Here is a 14,735-nt window from a genome sequence, read left to right as displayed (position 1 = left end):
CTTCAATGTCTAAGATCACTTCGGTTCGCACGCAGGACGTGCGCTTTCCCACTTCACTCGAGTTGGACGGCTCAGACGCCGTCAACGTTGACCCCGACTATTCGTCCGCTTATGTGGTCATCGAGACCGACGGCGGCGAGACCGGGCACGCATTCGTGTTCACCTGTGGCCGTGGCAACGAGATAGTCACCGCAGCCATCCGGTCCTATGGCCAGCTCCTTGTCGGCCGCGACATCGACGAGCTCATAGGAGACCTCGGGGAAGCGTCCCGACGTCTTGTGCACGATTCTCAGATGCGCTGGCTCGGCCCAGAAAAGGGAGTCTCGCACATGGCCTGCGGGGCGTTGACCAACGCTTTGTGGGATCTCCGCGCCAAACGAGAAAAGAAGCCGCTCTGGCTCCTCCTGAGCGAAATGCCGGCCGAAGAGCTCGTGAGCGTCGTTGACTTCACTCATATCGAGAACGCACTGACTCCGAGCGATGCTCTCGACCTGCTCAGTCGTGCCGCGAGCGGAAAGGAAGCCCGCATTGCTCAGCTTCAGCTGGATGGCTTCCCGGCCTACACGACAACCCCGGGATGGTTGGGCTACAGCGATGAGAAGCTGGTGCGACTGAGCCGAGAGGCCGTGGCGGACGGCTTCGGGATGATCAAACTCAAGGTCGGCGGCAACCTGGACGATGACAGGCGCCGGATGCGCCTGGCGCGGGAAGCAGTGGGTAACCAGGTAAAGATTTCTATCGACGCAAACCAACGCTGGGAAGCGCAAGAGGCGATCGACTGGGTCAACGAACTGGCCGAATTCGACCCGTGGTGGATCGAGGAGCCCACGAGCACCGATGACATCCTCGGACATGCCCAGATTCGCCGTGGGGTGGCACCCGTCAAGGTTGCGACCGGCGAAGCGGTGGCCAACCGCATTGTCTTCAAGCAGTTGCTGCAGGCTCAAGCTATCGACGTGATGCAGATCGACTCCACCCGAGTGGCTGGAGTGAACGAAAACGTGGCCAACCTACTCCTGGCAGCAAAATTCGATATCCCGGTGTGCCCTCACGCCGGTGGTGTGGGCCTCTGCGAACTCGTGCAGCACTTCTCTTTCTTCGACTATGCCGCCGTCAGCGGCACGATGGACAACCGCATGATCGAGTTCGTGGACCACCTGCACGAGCACTTCACCGAGCCTGTCCGGGTGGAGAATGGCCGGTACCAGACGCCTCGTCTGCCGGGTACGAGCGCCGAGATGCATTCGGCGTCCCGTGATCGCTGGGAATTTCCGGCCGGTGCCGGCTGGCTCGAGATCACGCAGGGTGCAGCTGTGGGCAGTGGTCACAACTCGTGATCACCGCACTGCGTGCCGAACAGCAGATCGAAGCCGCCCACTCCGCTTTCACCGCTTCGCAGGACGTGGCCCCAGAGGTGAGGGCCTCCTGGTTGGAGGCAATCGCTGTGGCGTTCGAGGACCACGCTGACGAGCTGATTGCGCTGGCCCAGTCGGAGACCCACTTGGGTGAGCATCGTCTTAGCGGCGAACTTCGGCGCACCGTTTTTCAGCTGCGCCTGTACATCTCAGAAATCCTGGCCGGGGAGAACCTCGATGCCACCATCGACCATGCGGATGGCGCGTGGGGCATGGGCCCGAGGCCCGACATCCGACGAGTAAATATTCCGCTCGGTGTCGTGGGTGTATTCGGTGCGTCCAACTTTCCCTTCGCCTTTAGCGTGCTGGGCGGCGACACCGCATCGGCCCTCGCTGCCGGTTGTGCAGTCGTGCACAAGATTCACGACGGGCACCCGGAACTCGGGCTCCGCATGGGAGAGGTGGCCATCGAAGCGCTGCGAACTGCTGGCGCACCCGAGCACCTGCTCTCGACTGTCACTGGTCGTGACGCTGCAGAAGCCCTTGTCGATCATCCGTTGACCAGGGCGGTCGGTTTCACCGGCTCCACCGGCGGTGGTCGGGCCCTGCTCGATCGGATTGCCGCGCGTGATCGTCCCATTCCGTTCTACGGCGAGCTGGGCAGCATAAACCCGGTCTTTGCCACCGAACGGGCCTGGGCGCTGCGGGGAGACGAGATTCTGACGGCCTATGCGCAGTCTTTCACCATGGGCATGGGCCAGTTCTGTACGAAGCCCGGATTGTTGTTCGCCCCCACCGACCGGGAACAAGTCGCTCGGGTTATGGGAACCCAGGTCGCTCAGGGCCAGCGCACGCCCTTGTTGAGTGCCAAGCTCCGAGCGGGGTTTGATGCGGCTTTGGAGAAGATGTGCGCGACCGACGGCATCGAGGTCGTCGTTGCGGGCGACTCCGCCGAATCGCCCGCTCCGACCGTGCTCCTGACCACGGCAGCGTTCGTCCGGGCCGACCCGGCAATACTGGAACGAGAAATGTTCGGACCGGCGACCCTGGTGATTTGCTACGAACCCGGAGAGGATCTAGCCGATCTAGCCGCACTCCTCGACGGCCAGCTGACAGCAAGCGTGCAGGCACAAGCCGAGGAGGACATCGACCCACTCCTGGCCGTCTTACGGGAGAAGAGTGGACGGGTGTTGTGGAACGAGTGGCCAACCGGCGTGACCGTCTCGTATGCGCAACACCATGGCGGGCCGTATCCGGCCACAACCGCCGAGCGCACGACATCGGTGGGACCGGCCGCGATCGCCCGGTTCATGCGGCCTGTCGCCTTTCAGGGCTTCCCTCCGGCACACCTTCCTCTGGCGCTGCAGGACGAGAACCCCTGGCGAATCTCCCGCCGTGTCGATGGGCACTGGCAACACCACGATCATGGCGCAGGGAGCCACTCATGAGCGGGGACGACTACTTCGGAATTCTGCCGCTCGACCCAGCTGATGCTCATCTGGTCGGTCGGGTATGGGATCCACGCACGGGGGGACCACGTGTCGTTTCTGTGCGCGGCGGGCAGGTGTATGACCTGACCGATACGGTCAACACGGTGTCGGAGCTGATCGACAGAACGGATGCCGTCGACATTGTCGCTTCCTGCGCCGGACAACCTCGATGGCACCTATCCGACCTGGTGGCGGCATCCGTTGCCGAAGACTTGACCCGGCCCCATCTGCTCGCCCCGATTGACCTGCAGGTAGTCAAAGCCTGTGGGGTCACCTTCGTTGAGAGCATGATCGAACGAGTCATCGAAGAGAAGTGTGCCGGCGATTCATCCCGTGCAGCCGAGGTGCGCACGCTCGTCCTCGAGGCGCTGGGCGGGAGCCTGGCCTCCCTGCGTCCGGGGTCCGAAGCAGCCGCCCGGACGAAAGAGGTCTTGCTGGCGCAAGGAATGTGGTCGCAGTATCTCGAAGTCGGTATCGGCCCCGACCCAGAAGTGTTCACGAAGGCGCCGGTGCTCTCCTCGGTCGGATTCGGAGCGCGCGTTGGTATTCCGACATTCTCCGCCTGGAGCAACCCCGAACCCGAACTCGTGCTTGTGGCCGACTCCCGCGGCGAGGTACGAGGCGCCACCCTCGGCAACGACGTCAACCTTCGCGACGTGGAAGGGCGAAGTGCCCTGCTTCTGGGAATGGCGAAGGACAACAACGCTTCGAGTGCGATCGGCCCCTTCATTCGACTCTTTGACAGCGCCTTCACCATCGATACGCTGCGCACTGAGGAAATCGCTCTCACTGTGTCGGGAGTCGACGGCTACTCCTTGCAGGGACAAAACTCCGTGGCACGAATCAGCCGGCCTTTTGAAGAATTGGTCGCAGCGACCCGTGGGGCACACCATCAGTACCCTGACGGTTTTGCCTTGTTCACCGGAACCTTGTTCTCGCCGACCCAGGATCGAGGCGACGAGGGGCTCGGATTCACCCATGAGCCAGGCGACATTGTGAATATTCAGAGCCAACACCTCGGCAGCCTGCAAAACGTGACAGGCATCACCGAAGAGCTCCCGCCGTGGACCTTTGGAATCCGCGCGCTGCACCGCTATTTGGCCAACCTGCTTCCGGTGGAGGAGAGAGTATGAAACTTATTCGCTACGGAGCGCTTGGTGCCGAGAAGCCGGCTGTTCTCGACACTGACGAGAACGGCGTCGAAGTGGCGCACGACCTGACCTCGTTGACCAACGATGTCACAGGTGATTTTCTGGCAAACGGCGGGATCGAAACCGTGCGGCAGGCTCTCCGAGATGGCACGCTGCCTGTTGTCGATGTGAGCGGGGAACGCATCGGAGCGCCAATCGCGCGCCCATCGGCAATTATCTGCATCGGCATGAACTATGCCGAGCATGCCGCCGAGTCCGGGTCGGCGCCGCCCACGGTACCGATCATCTTCCTTAAGACACCAAATACCATGGCCGGTCCCGAAGACGATACTCGCATTCCACGCCTCAGTTCCAAGACCGATTGGGAGGTCGAACTCGGTGTCGTCATCGGCAGGCGAGCCAGCTACCTCGACACCGTTGAGGAATCCGCCGACCACATCGCGGGCTATGTCACGGCCAATGATCTATCTGAGCGCACCTTTCAATTGGAAAATTCTGGCGGCCAATGGTCGAAAGGAAAATGCTCACCGGGTTTCTCTCCGCTCGGGCCTTGGTTGGTGCCCGCAGAAGACGTGGACGCGAGTCGTCTACGTCTGCGCAGCTGGGTCAACGGTCAGGCGCGTCAGGACTCCAATACCTCCGACATGATCTTCCCGGTCGAATACCTGATTTACCACCTCAGCCAGTACCTCACCCTGGAACCGGGTGACGTCGTGCTGACCGGAACCCCACGTGGGGTTGCGCTGTCGGGAAAATACCCCTATCTCAGCGTTGGGGATGTTGTGGAGATCGAAATCGAAGGCTTGGGCAGACAGCGCCAAACCTTCGTAGCCGCTTGAAGAGAACACTGGACTGGAGAAATCGATGAAACCTGAATTGGATGGCTTGGTATCGCTCGTTACGGGCGGAGCTTCGGGAATTGGCGCGGCCACAGCAAAGCGCATGGCAGCGATGGGCGCTCAGGTCGCGGTACTGGACCTGACGCCCGGCAGGGCAGACGTTGCGCATCTCGTTGTGGAAGCAGATGTGTCTGACGACGAATCTGTTCGGCGCGCCGTTGACGAGGTGATCAAGCGGTTCGGTCGACTGGACATCGTCGTGAATAACGCCGGGATCGGTGCTCAGGGGACCATTGCGGATAATTCTGAGGACGAATGGCACAGGGTCCTCGACATTAATGTTCTCGGCATTGTTCGCGTCAGTCGTGCCGCCTTGCCGTTCCTGCGCAAGTCGCCATCAGCCGCCATTGTCAATACGGCTTCGGTGGCGGCAACAGCAGGCCTGCAAAATCGCGCGCTTTATTCAGCATCTAAGGGTGCGGTCCTGGCACTGACACTGAGCATGGCCGCAGACCATGTGCACGAGGGCATTCGGGTGAATTGCGTCAATCCCGGCACCGCGGACACGCCCTGGGTAGCGCGCCTACTGCAGACAGCGTCAGATCCTGCCGCGGAACGTGCTGCCCTGGAAGCACGGCAGCCTCACGGTCGGCTTGTGAAGCCCGAGGAAGTCGCCGCGGCCATCGCGTTTCTGGCATCCCCATCTTCCGGTTCGACGACCGGGACTGCGCTCGCCGTTGACGGGGGGATGCAGGGTTTGCGGCTGCGACCGGGGGTCTAGGTCGCCTTTTAAGAGACGCCACTAGAGATCGACTGTGCTGGTTTGGCCGAGGCTCATCTACCGTTCGATGATTCTCTTGGAAGTCGGCCATGCTGCATCCGCTGGTATCGCTCGGTCCGCTGAACTGTGCACGCGCCGGTGGGAACCTTGATGAGATACATCAAGCACCGCCCGATATCGCAAACGGGGATTGTTCTCGGCAACAAGCGCCATAGAAGAGCAGGTTCGTCAGGTTCTCGAATCGTCCGACGCAACTGTGCAGCGCTACTGCGCTGCATCCGCCTGATGAGCCGTGCTCCCACGTTGCTCGCACGCTGTTTCTTGCCTATGATATTGGGTGCGCTATCTGCACGTCCAGACCTGGGAGCTCACATGTCCGACACGACGGTTCGCTCCGAAGTTCAAGAGAGCGTGCAGCACCTGATGGAGGTCGCGCAGGCGCAAGGCCTGGATGACGAACTCGTGGTCGCCCTCCTTCGCGAGTCAGCCGAGCTGATCAGCCGCCGACAGCCCCGCGGCGGAGCCCTCTCGATCGAACAGGTGGGCTATCTCGTCGAGTCGGGTGCGTTCAGCGCCGGCGAGTTCGCCGAGATTGAGGCCGGCGTCGCCAGAGGGGATCTAGTTCAGACAGAGCGTACGACGCGACTCGCGGCAATCACCGAGACCCTGAGCGCCGCCGAGGTGGCGCTACGGCTCGGTCTTGACGCCTCGCGAATCAGGCACCGCCAGGCTAAGGGCGGGCTGTACGGGTTCCTGTCGGGAGGGAAGCGTCGCTACCCGACCTGGCAGCTCACCAACGACTCGGGGCAGCCGGTGCTTCCCGGCCTCGCGGCCGTGGTCAAGGCGCTCCCCGGAGACATGCACCCCGCAAGTGTTCAGGGCTTTATGACCACGCCGCAGGCAAATCTGAGCGTCAGCGGTGAACCGATGACTCCGGTGGAGTGGCTGCGGAACGGCGGCAATCCGCAGGTGCTCGTGGGCATTCTGAGCAGCGTCCTGCAGTCGTGAAGGTTCCGGCCTTTCCCCCGGATACGTTCATCCTTGACCCGAGCTCGCACGTGCGCACCTTCTCGGGGTCGCTGTGGCGTGTCTTTCGCACGGAAGGCGCGCACTCGCTGGCGTGGAACGAGCTGCGCCACTATGGCCCGATCCCGAACATGCGATTCGACCCGCAACCACCGCCTACCGGCACGTACTTAGACATCGAGGTTATGTATGCGGCCACTCGGCCCGACACCGCGCTCGGAGAGGTGTACCAGGCCACCCGCGTGATCGACCGCTCGATGGGCGGGGCGACGATTGCTTCCTGGATCCCGTCTCGCCCGTTAGTGCTGCTCGATCTCACCTCGAACTGGCCGGTGGTCAACGGTGCGGCGGCGGCGATGATGTTGAACGAAAAGACGTCTACGCAAGCGTGGGCTAGGGCGATTTGTGAGCGACACGGTGACGTGCTGGATGGCCTCTATCACCAGTCCTCGATCAATAACGAGCCCCTCGTTACCCTATTTAGCCGCACAGAGAGGGTCTCCGCCTTCCCCGATCGCGTTCGTTTCAGCGCACGGCTCAGTGATGCCACGGCCGACGAGATCGTGGCCCAGGCCACGAAGAACCTGGGCTACGCCTCGCTGTAGCTGGGTGCATCGCCCATCGGTGGGCATCCGTTGAGTCCCAGCCGTCCCGCATCCGCTTTACGGGCGCACAGAACCTTCTGCACGCTTTCGTCGCACGACGGACGTGGTGACGAGGGTCAGCCCGAGCAGGAGCGCGGCGCTTCCGCCCGAAATCGCCAGCACGGAGGCGTCATAGCCCGTGGAGGCGAGCCCGATGTAGCCCACGTAGGCTGGTTTGGAGCCGACATACCCCTCATCCGGGGGCACGACGACACGGGTCACCTTGGGGCTCGGACCGTCACTGGGAACATACGTGACAGCGGATGCCGCGGCCGGCACGGCGAAGACGGCCAGCGTGGCCAGGGCTGTGATTGCAAAGAGTTTCTTGATCATGGGAATTTCCTGTCAGAACGGTCGGTTCGGCACGAATCGAAGCGGGGTATGCCTCGAACGACTCACACCGTAGTGGTCTGCACCGTAGATATCTACGGTTTACTGACAAATTCTCATTGAAGGTTTTCTGCTGTACGCTTTCGGGCCGCTCCGCCGAACTGCGCACGAGTTGATGGGTGGTGAAGGTGCCGCTCGCGGCATCCGAAACTGGCTGACAGATCTGCCCCGCACCCGCCTGTAGGGTGGCAAGACCCCCTCGACCGAAAGCCGCGCCATGCCCGACCTCGTTCTGCGCTCCGTCCGGCAGCCCGGCGACACCACGCTCTCCGACCTGCACATCACCGACGGCGTCATCACGCAGATCGTGCCCACCACCACAACGGATGCCCCCACCCTCGACGGACGCACCGTCATCCCCGGCCTCTGGGACGAACACGTACACCTGACCCAGTGGGCGCTCGCCGGAGCCCGGTTCGACCTCTCCACCGCGGTCTCGGCGCGCGAGGCCCTCGAGCTCGTGCGGGCGCAGGTCGGCACGCGGGGCCGCCGCGCCGCTCAGGTCGACGCGTCTGGTCGCCCGACCCCACTCATCGGAGTGCGGTTCCGCGATGCGGTCTGGGCCGACCTGCCCACCCTGCGCGGTCTCGATGACGTGACGCAGGGGCATCCGACCGCGCTGATCAGCCACGACCTGCACTGTGTCTGGATCAACAGCGCCGCCGCCGAGCAATTCGGTGTGCACGTCGACGAGTCCGGGCTGCTGCGCGAACAGGCCGCGTTCGATCTCACCATCGCGCTCGGCCAGCTGCCCGACGTCGAGGTCGACGCGCTCGCCGCCCAGGCCGGATCCCGGGCCGCCGCCCGCGGAGTCGTCGGCATCGTGGACTTCGAGATGACCTGGAACCGTTCCGTCTGGCAGCGCCGCATCGCTGGCGGGTTCGACGCACTAAGAGTCGAGGCCGGCATCTATCTCGCCGACTTCGACCGTGCCGTCGCCGAGCGGATGCACACCGACGACCGCATCGCAGACACCCGCGGCCTGCTCAGCGTGGGGCCACTGAAGCTGCTCATCGACGGATCCCTGAACACCCGCACGGCCTTCTGCGTCGACGAATACCCGGTCGGCGGGCGCGGTGTGCTCGCCGTGAGCGAAGACGAGCTCACGGAGATTCTCGTGGCAGCGCGGGGCGCCGGGCTGCTGCCCGCGGTGCACGCCATCGGAGACGCGGCCAACACCGTAGCCCTGAACGCTTTCGAGCGCGCTGCCCTGCATGGCCGGGCCGCCCACGAGGTTCCAGCCTCCCAAGCTGCAGCCCCGGCGGACCGGCGTGGCCGTGAGCGTCAGGCATCCGTTCGCGGTCGCATCGAGCACGCCCAGTTCCTGCAGCCCGCGGACTTCGCCCGTTTCGCCAGCTTTGGCGTCATCGCGAGCGTGCAGCCGGAGCACGCGCTCGACGACCGTGACGCGGTCGAACTCAACTGGTCCGCCGGCGCCGATCGCGTCTTCGCTCTGCGCTCCCTGCTCAATGCCGGAGCCACTCTCGCGTTCGGATCCGACGCCCCTGTCGCGCCGCTCGACCCGTTCACCGCCATGAGCGCTGCGACCTCCCGCGCCCGCAGCGACGGCCGCGAACCCTGGCGCCCCGACCAGGTGGTCTCCCGCGCCGAGGCCCTCGCGGCATCCGCTCGCGCACGCACCCGCTTGCAGGTCGGCGACGTTGCCGACATCGCCATACTCGACGGCGACCCGCTCACGGTTTCCGACGCCACCTTCGAACGGATGCCCGTGGCCGCCACGCTGCTGGCCGGTCGGGCCACCCACGGCGCCGCCCTCCTGGCCCCCTAGCTATCTATGGACAGGGCTCAGTGGACAACTTCGGTGGGTGAAGACCCACCTGCACCCACCGAAGTTGTCCACTGAGTCGATGCCGTCGCGCGTGAACGCGACAAATCCAGTGCGACCTAACCGAACCGCCCCGACACGTAGTCCTCCGTGGCCTGAACGCTCGGGTTCGAGAACATCGTGGTCGTGTCGTCGTACTCGATGAGCTTGCCGGGCTTGCCGGTGCCAGCAATGTTGAAGAACGCCGTGCGGTCCGACACCCGCGAGGCCTGCTGCATGTTGTGCGTCACGATCACGATCGTGTACTCCTGCTTCATCTCTTCGATGAGGTCCTCGATGGCCAGCGTCGAGATCGGGTCGAGCGCCGAGCAGGGCTCGTCCATGAGAATCACGTCGGGCTCGACCGCAATGGCGCGCGCGATGCACAGGCGCTGCTGCTGCCCGCCGGAGAGACCGGATCCGGGCCGCGCCAGGCGATCCTTCACCTCGTTCCACAGGTTGGCGCCGCGGAGGGCTTTTTCGGTGAGGTCGTCGGCATCCGTTTTGCTCATGCGACGGTTGTTGAGCTTCACGCCGGCCAGCACGTTGTCCTGAATGGACATGGTCGGAAACGGGTTGGGCCGCTGAAAGACCATGCCCACCTGGCGGCGCACGAGCACCGGGTCAACGCCCGGGCCGTAGAGGTTGTTGCCGTCGATGAGCACTTCGCCCTCAACGCGCGCGCCGGGGATGACCTCGTGCATGCGGTTGAGCGTGCGAATGAACGTGGATTTTCCGCAACCGCTGGGCCCGATGAACGCGGTCACCGTGCGCGGCTCGATGACAATCGAGACACCCTCGACGGCCAGAAAATTGCCGTAATACACGTTGAGGTCGTTGACTTCGATGCGCTTAGACATTTAAGTCCTTTCTAAGAAGAGTTAGCGGCCCAGCTTGGGCGAGAACCAGTGGGCGATGAGGCGGGCGAGACCGTTGAGCAGCATCACGATCAGAATCAGGGTGAGCGCTCCGGCCCAGGCCCGGTCGATGTAGGCCTGCGAGTCGGCGCCCTGGTTGGCGTACTGGGTGTACACGAACACCGGGAGTGTCATCATCCGCTCGCTGAACAGGTCGTAGTTCATGCTCGATGTGAACCCGGCAATGATGAGCAGCGGCGCCGTTTCACCGATCACGCGGGCGATCGACAGCATGACTCCGGTGACGATTCCGGCAATGGATGTCGGCAGCACGACCTTAAGAATGGTCAGCCATTTCGGTACCCCCAGTGCAAAAGCGGCCTCGCGCAGTTCGTTCGGAACGAGCTTGAGCATCTCTTCGCTCGAGCGCACTACCACCGGAATCATCAGCACCGACAGCGCGATCGACCCGCCGAAGCCGAAGCGCACACCTGGGTCGTTGAACAGCAGCGCGAACAGTGCGAACGCAAACAGGCCGGCCACGATCGAGGGGATGCCGGTCATCACATCGACGAAGAAGGTAATCGATCTCGCGAGCCGGCCGCGGCCGTATTCCACCAAGTAGATCGAGGTCAACAGACCGATCGGCACCGAAATCAGTGTCGCCACGCCGGTGACCAGCAGCGTGCCGGTGATCGCGTGCAGCACGCCGCCGCCGGCACCGACCACGTTGCGCTGCGAGGAGGTGAAGAACGTCGGCGTCAAAAACGCGGGCAGCCCGTTCACAACCGTCGTGTAGATGATCGAGATCAGCGGCAGCAGGGCGATCACGAAAGCAGCGGTCACCAGCGCCGTCATCAGCCGGTCTTTAGCCTTGCGCGAGCCCTCGACCAGCCGGGACAGTACGTAGATGGCCACGCAGTAGAGCACGGTGCCGAACACGGCCGTGCCCACAATGTTGAAGCCGTCGACGGCGCCCGAGAGGTAGAGCATGGTGAAGAAGGCGGCCGACACGGCCCAGCTGGCCAGCAGCACCCAGAGCGACGAACGGCGGGGCAGCTTGCCGGCGGTGAGGGAGTTGGTCAGCGGCGCGGCTTCCAAAACGGATGACATCAGTTGGCTCCCGAAAATGCCTTACGGCTGTTGATAATGACCCGGGCCAGCATGTTCACGAGCAGCGTCACGACGAACAGGATGAGGCCGGTCGCGAGCAGAATGTTCACGCCAACGCCGTGCGCCTCGGGAAAGTTCAGCGCGATATTGGCGGCGATCGTGTTGGAGTTCTGCGCGGTCAGCAGTTGAAAGATCACCTCGGGGCTGGGGGAGAGCACCATGGCCACGGCCATGGTCTCGCCGAGGGCTCGGCCGAGGCCGAGCATCGAGGCGGAGATGATGCCCGGCAGGCCGAACGGCAGCACGGCCATGCGAATCATTTCCCAGCGGGTGGCACCGAGGGCCAGAGCGGCTTCCTCGTGCAGCAGCGGCGTCTGCAGAAAAATCTCACGACAGATGGCGGTGATGATGGGCAGAATCATCACGGCGAGCACAATCGAGACGGTGAAGATAGTGCGCCCGGTGCCCGAGACCGGGCCAGCGAAGGGGGTGAACCAGCCGAACCACTCCACGATGGTGGTGTAGAACGGCTGCACGAGCGGGGCCAGTACGCCGATGCCCCAGAGCCCGAACACCACTGAGGGAACGGCGGCGAGCAGGTCTACGAGGTAGCCGAGGCCCTGCGCGAGCTTGCGCGGGGCGAAGTGCGAAATGAACAGGGCGATGCCGATGGCTACCGGCACGGCCATGAGCAGCGCCAGTATGGCCGAGTAGATCGTGCCGAACACGAGCGGGCCTACGTAGGACCAGAAGTTGGTCACGTCTCCGCTGAAATCCTCGGGCGCCGCGACAAACGCGGGCAGGCTTTCGACGAGAAGGAAGATGGCCACGGCGGCGAGCATGGCGAGGATCAGGCTGCCGGAGATCACGGTGGCCGAGGAGAAAATGCGGTCGCCCGGGCGTTGCCTGGCCTTGATGGTCGTGGCGGCAGCGGTGGTCATGCCGGTCTCCTAAGTAGCGTCGTGCTGGTGAAATTATGTGAAACGGGGGTGCCATGCGGCTGGACGCAACTGGCCGTACACCCCAGTCTGCCCGATCCGTCCTCGCAGATGTGCGAGAAAGGACCGGGCAGGTAGGTAAACGTTGTTACTTGACGGTCGCGAGAACCGCGGCGACCTTGGTTTCGAGTTCGCTCGTCAGTGGTGCAACACCGGCGGCTCCCTCAGCAACGGTCTGGCCGGCAGCGCTGGCGATGTACTCGATGTATGCCTTGACGAGCTCACCCTTGGCCGGGTCAGCGTACTCGTTGCAGACGATCGCGTAGCTCACCAGAACCAGCGGGTACTCGGCCGGGTTGGTGGTCTTGCGGTTCAGGTCGAGCGCGAGGTCATCGGCTGCGCGGTCGGGCACGAGGGGCGATCCGGCGACAACCTCGGCCGCAGCCTCGGGGGTGTAAGCCACGAAGTCGGTGCCGACCATGAGCTTGGCGGTGCTGAGCTTGCCGGCCTGCGAAGCGTCGGCGTAGCCGATGGTTCCCACGCCGTTGGTGACGGCGTCAACCACACCGGAGGTGCCCTTAGCACCCTCGCCGGGGAAGGGGAACGTGTCAGAGGCCTTTTCGGTCCACACGTCAGAGGCGGCCTTGCCGAGGTAGTCGGTGAAGTTCTTCGTGGTACCCGAGTCGTCCGAGCGGTGCACGGCGGCGATGGCCGTGGCCGGCAGGGTCGCGTCGGGGTTCAGCTTGGCGATGGCAGCGTCGTCCCAGCTGGTGATCGCGCCGGAGAAAATCTTGGCGAGCGTGTCAGCATCGATGTTGAGGTCGGTGAGGCCGTCGACGTTGAAGATCACGGCGATGGGGGAGATGTAGACCGGCAGGTCAACGGCCTTGCTGTCGGGAGCGCAGGACTTGAAAGTGCCGGCGAGTTCGTCGGCACTCATGTAGGAGTCGCTGCCGGCGAAGTCGGTGCCGCCGGCGATGAATGCTTCGCGTCCGCCGCCCGAGCCGGAGGGCTCGTAGTTGATCGTGACGGCGGGGTTAGCGGTCTGAAAGCCGGCGATCCAGGCCTGCTGGGCGGCATCCATTGAGCTGGCGCCCGCGCCGTTGAGGGTGCCGGTGAGCGTCGAGGCCGACGCTTCGTCGGACGCCGGTGCGGCGCCTTCGTTTGCTGCACAGGACGAGAGTGCGAGGCCTGCGGCAATGGCGATGACCGCGGGACGGCCGAAACGCTTGAAGTTCACGTGTGTTCCCTTTCAGGGTTTTGACAAGACTGTGTTTGCTGATGCAAGCCGGTGCTGGCCCGTGAACGAGGCTAGAGATCTGAAGTAACCGCCGACCATCCTGAAGGTAAACAGAAGGTGAACGAGAGATAACGCTTGCTGCCCTGCGGCTCAGGCAGTCGCGGGGTATGTCTCCACGGCCAGAATGCCCGCGGCCGGGTTCTCCGACGACAGGTGCACGATCGAGAACCCTCCGGTGTCCAAATGCGCCGCGTCCGACAGCACCGCAGACGGCTGCGAGCCCGTCGCCAGCGCGATCTCCCGCAAAATCTCCGGCAGCACCGGCCCGTGGCTGCACAAAACCGCCGTCTTGCGGGCCCGCACCCGCTTGCCGACGACGGTGCGAACATCCGCTTCGCCGGTTTCGAGGGCGTCCTGGCTGATCAGCTCGGATTGCTTGATCGGGATGCCGGTGAACGCAGCCAGCGGAGCCACCGTCGTGACACACCGCGTTGCGGTGCTCGAGAGAATGCGCAGCGGGCGCCAGGCCGTGATCGTGTCGACCAGGCTCGCGGCCTGCTTTACACCGCGCGCGGTCAGCGGGCGACGCGCGTCGGGACCGTCGCCAGTGCGCGGCGCCGCCTTACCGTGGCGCAGCGCGATCAGCGCGAACGTGCGAGTCACGCCAGCGTCGACCAGCGCAGAGAACGTCTCGAGAATCTCCACATCGGCCGGGTAAGTCAGGTAGGTGCGAGCCTTCTTAATGGTGACCCACTCGATGGCAGCGACCTCGCCGTTCGGCACGAACGTCGATTTCGCGATGGCCTCCGGCGTAATTTCGGCGGCCCAGTAGTGCACGATCTTGGTGCGGCCGTCGGGCATATCGTAGTGCGAGACCCCGAGCGGAACACCGAGCGCGACGGCCAGCCCGGTCTCTTCCTCGACCTCGCGCACCGCGGTGCGGGGCAGAGTCTCGCCCGGGTCAACCTTGCCCTTGGGGATGGTCACGTCGCCGTGCACTGTGCGGTGAATGAGCAGCACGTGCATGCGGCCGTCAATCAGGCGCCAGCAGACCGCTCCGGCGGCGTAAACGTCGGTCGATTTCAC

At 63.9% G+C, this 14,735-nt stretch carries 14 protein-coding genes; 8 read left to right on the top strand and 6 right to left on the bottom strand.

What is annotated here, in order from left to right:
- The first annotated feature begins 5 nt into the window (after positions 1–5).
- The 7 genes from E3T35_RS14955 (at position 6) to E3T35_RS14925 (ending at position 7,247) form a co-directional block, all read left to right on the top strand.
- Positions 6–1,337 (top strand): enolase C-terminal domain-like protein, encoded by a 1,332-nt coding sequence (locus E3T35_RS14955; RefSeq protein WP_134346130.1) that lies wholly within the window; start codon positions 6–8, stop codon positions 1,335–1,337.
- Positions 1,334–2,803: an aldehyde dehydrogenase (NADP(+)) gene (locus E3T35_RS14950; protein ID WP_134379864.1), complete on the top strand. Its 1,470-nt coding sequence runs from the start codon at positions 1,334–1,336 to the stop codon at positions 2,801–2,803. The genes E3T35_RS14955 and E3T35_RS14950 overlap by 4 nt, the downstream gene beginning before the upstream one ends.
- A complete protein-coding gene (locus E3T35_RS14945) occupies positions 2,800–3,978 on the top strand; it encodes a fumarylacetoacetate hydrolase family protein (RefSeq protein ID WP_134379863.1) in 1,179 nt (392 codons plus the stop codon). Before E3T35_RS14950 ends, E3T35_RS14945 begins: the two co-directional genes overlap by 4 nt.
- Positions 3,975–4,835 carry a fumarylacetoacetate hydrolase family protein gene (locus E3T35_RS14940; protein WP_134379861.1) on the top strand — a complete coding sequence of 287 codons (861 nt, stop codon included), beginning with the start codon at positions 3,975–3,977 and terminating at the stop codon, positions 4,833–4,835. The genes E3T35_RS14945 and E3T35_RS14940 overlap by 4 nt, the downstream gene beginning before the upstream one ends.
- A gap of 25 nt (positions 4,836–4,860) precedes the next feature.
- On the top strand, positions 4,861–5,616 hold the full coding sequence (locus tag E3T35_RS14935; protein WP_134379859.1) for an SDR family NAD(P)-dependent oxidoreductase: 756 nt from the start codon (positions 4,861–4,863) through the stop codon (positions 5,614–5,616).
- A gap of 372 nt (positions 5,617–5,988) precedes the next feature.
- A complete protein-coding gene (locus E3T35_RS14930) occupies positions 5,989–6,624 on the top strand; it encodes a hypothetical protein (protein WP_134379857.1) in 636 nt (211 codons plus the stop codon).
- Positions 6,621–7,247: an RES family NAD+ phosphorylase gene (locus E3T35_RS14925; RefSeq protein WP_166789981.1), complete on the top strand. Its 627-nt coding sequence runs from the start codon at positions 6,621–6,623 to the stop codon at positions 7,245–7,247. The genes E3T35_RS14930 and E3T35_RS14925 overlap by 4 nt, the downstream gene beginning before the upstream one ends.
- A 57-nt stretch (positions 7,248–7,304) precedes the next feature.
- On the opposite strand, the gene E3T35_RS14920 is transcribed toward E3T35_RS14925, so the two are convergent.
- Positions 7,305–7,619 carry a hypothetical protein gene (locus E3T35_RS14920; RefSeq protein ID WP_134346118.1) on the bottom strand — a complete coding sequence of 105 codons (315 nt, stop codon included), beginning with the start codon at positions 7,617–7,619 and terminating at the stop codon, positions 7,305–7,307.
- A gap of 274 nt (positions 7,620–7,893) precedes the next feature.
- On the opposite strand from E3T35_RS14920, the gene E3T35_RS14915 reads away from it, so the two are divergent.
- A complete protein-coding gene (locus E3T35_RS14915; RefSeq protein WP_134379855.1) occupies positions 7,894–9,465 on the top strand; it encodes an amidohydrolase family protein in 1,572 nt (523 codons plus the stop codon).
- 116 nt (positions 9,466–9,581) lie between these two features.
- Here E3T35_RS14915 and pstB read toward each other — a convergent pair whose 3' ends face one another.
- The 5 genes from pstB to E3T35_RS14890 form a co-directional block, all read right to left on the bottom strand.
- Positions 9,582–10,361: a phosphate ABC transporter ATP-binding protein PstB gene (gene pstB / locus E3T35_RS14910; protein ID WP_134379853.1), complete on the bottom strand. Its 780-nt coding sequence runs from the start codon at positions 10,359–10,361 to the stop codon at positions 9,582–9,584.
- A gap of 21 nt (positions 10,362–10,382) precedes the next feature.
- Complete coding sequence (pstA, locus tag E3T35_RS14905) at positions 10,383–11,471, bottom strand: phosphate ABC transporter permease PstA (RefSeq protein ID WP_092341818.1); 1,089 nt, start codon at positions 11,469–11,471, stop codon at positions 10,383–10,385.
- A complete protein-coding gene (pstC, locus tag E3T35_RS14900; RefSeq protein WP_092341819.1) occupies positions 11,471–12,412 on the bottom strand; it encodes a phosphate ABC transporter permease subunit PstC in 942 nt (313 codons plus the stop codon). Before pstC ends, pstA begins: the two co-directional genes overlap by 1 nt.
- A gap of 145 nt (positions 12,413–12,557) precedes the next feature.
- Positions 12,558–13,649 carry a phosphate ABC transporter substrate-binding protein PstS gene (gene pstS, locus E3T35_RS14895; protein WP_092341820.1) on the bottom strand — a complete coding sequence of 364 codons (1,092 nt, stop codon included), beginning with the start codon at positions 13,647–13,649 and terminating at the stop codon, positions 12,558–12,560.
- Between the two features lie 150 nt (positions 13,650–13,799).
- The gene (locus E3T35_RS14890; protein ID WP_134346181.1) at positions 13,800–14,735 is read right to left on the bottom strand and encodes an NUDIX domain-containing protein; all 936 of its coding nucleotides are present in this window, start codon (positions 14,733–14,735) and stop codon (positions 13,800–13,802) included.

The organism is Cryobacterium sp. TMT1-2-2 (assembly GCF_004403505.1).
GTDB classification, from domain to species: domain Bacteria; phylum Actinomycetota; class Actinomycetes; order Actinomycetales; family Microbacteriaceae; genus Cryobacterium; species Cryobacterium flavum.
Note: the sequence above shows the minus strand (reverse complement) of the source record. Positions and strands in the feature narration are given on the sequence as shown.

Bases quoted from the DNA above. Each gene is read 5' to 3' on its own strand.
- E3T35_RS14955 (WP_134346130.1), top strand. From the start codon at position 6: ATGTCTAAGATCACTTCGGTTCGCACGCAGGACGTGCGCTTTCCCACT.
- E3T35_RS14945 (WP_134379863.1), top strand. From the start codon at position 2,800: ATGAGCGGGGACGACTACTTCGGAATTCTGCCGCTCGACCCAGCTGAT.
- E3T35_RS14940 (WP_134379861.1), top strand. From the start codon at position 3,975: ATGAAACTTATTCGCTACGGAGCGCTTGGTGCCGAGAAGCCGGCTGTT.
- E3T35_RS14935 (WP_134379859.1), top strand. From the start codon at position 4,861: ATGAAACCTGAATTGGATGGCTTGGTATCGCTCGTTACGGGCGGAGCT.
- E3T35_RS14930 (WP_134379857.1), top strand. From the start codon at position 5,989: ATGTCCGACACGACGGTTCGCTCCGAAGTTCAAGAGAGCGTGCAGCAC.
- E3T35_RS14920 (WP_134346118.1), bottom strand. From the start codon at position 7,619: ATGATCAAGAAACTCTTTGCAATCACAGCCCTGGCCACGCTGGCCGTC.
- E3T35_RS14915 (WP_134379855.1), top strand. From the start codon at position 7,894: ATGCCCGACCTCGTTCTGCGCTCCGTCCGGCAGCCCGGCGACACCACG.
- pstB (WP_134379853.1), bottom strand. From the start codon at position 10,361: ATGTCTAAGCGCATCGAAGTCAACGACCTCAACGTGTATTACGGCAAT.
- pstA (WP_092341818.1), bottom strand. From the start codon at position 11,471: ATGTCATCCGTTTTGGAAGCCGCGCCGCTGACCAACTCCCTCACCGCC.
- pstC (WP_092341819.1), bottom strand. From the start codon at position 12,412: ATGACCACCGCTGCCGCCACGACCATCAAGGCCAGGCAACGCCCGGGC.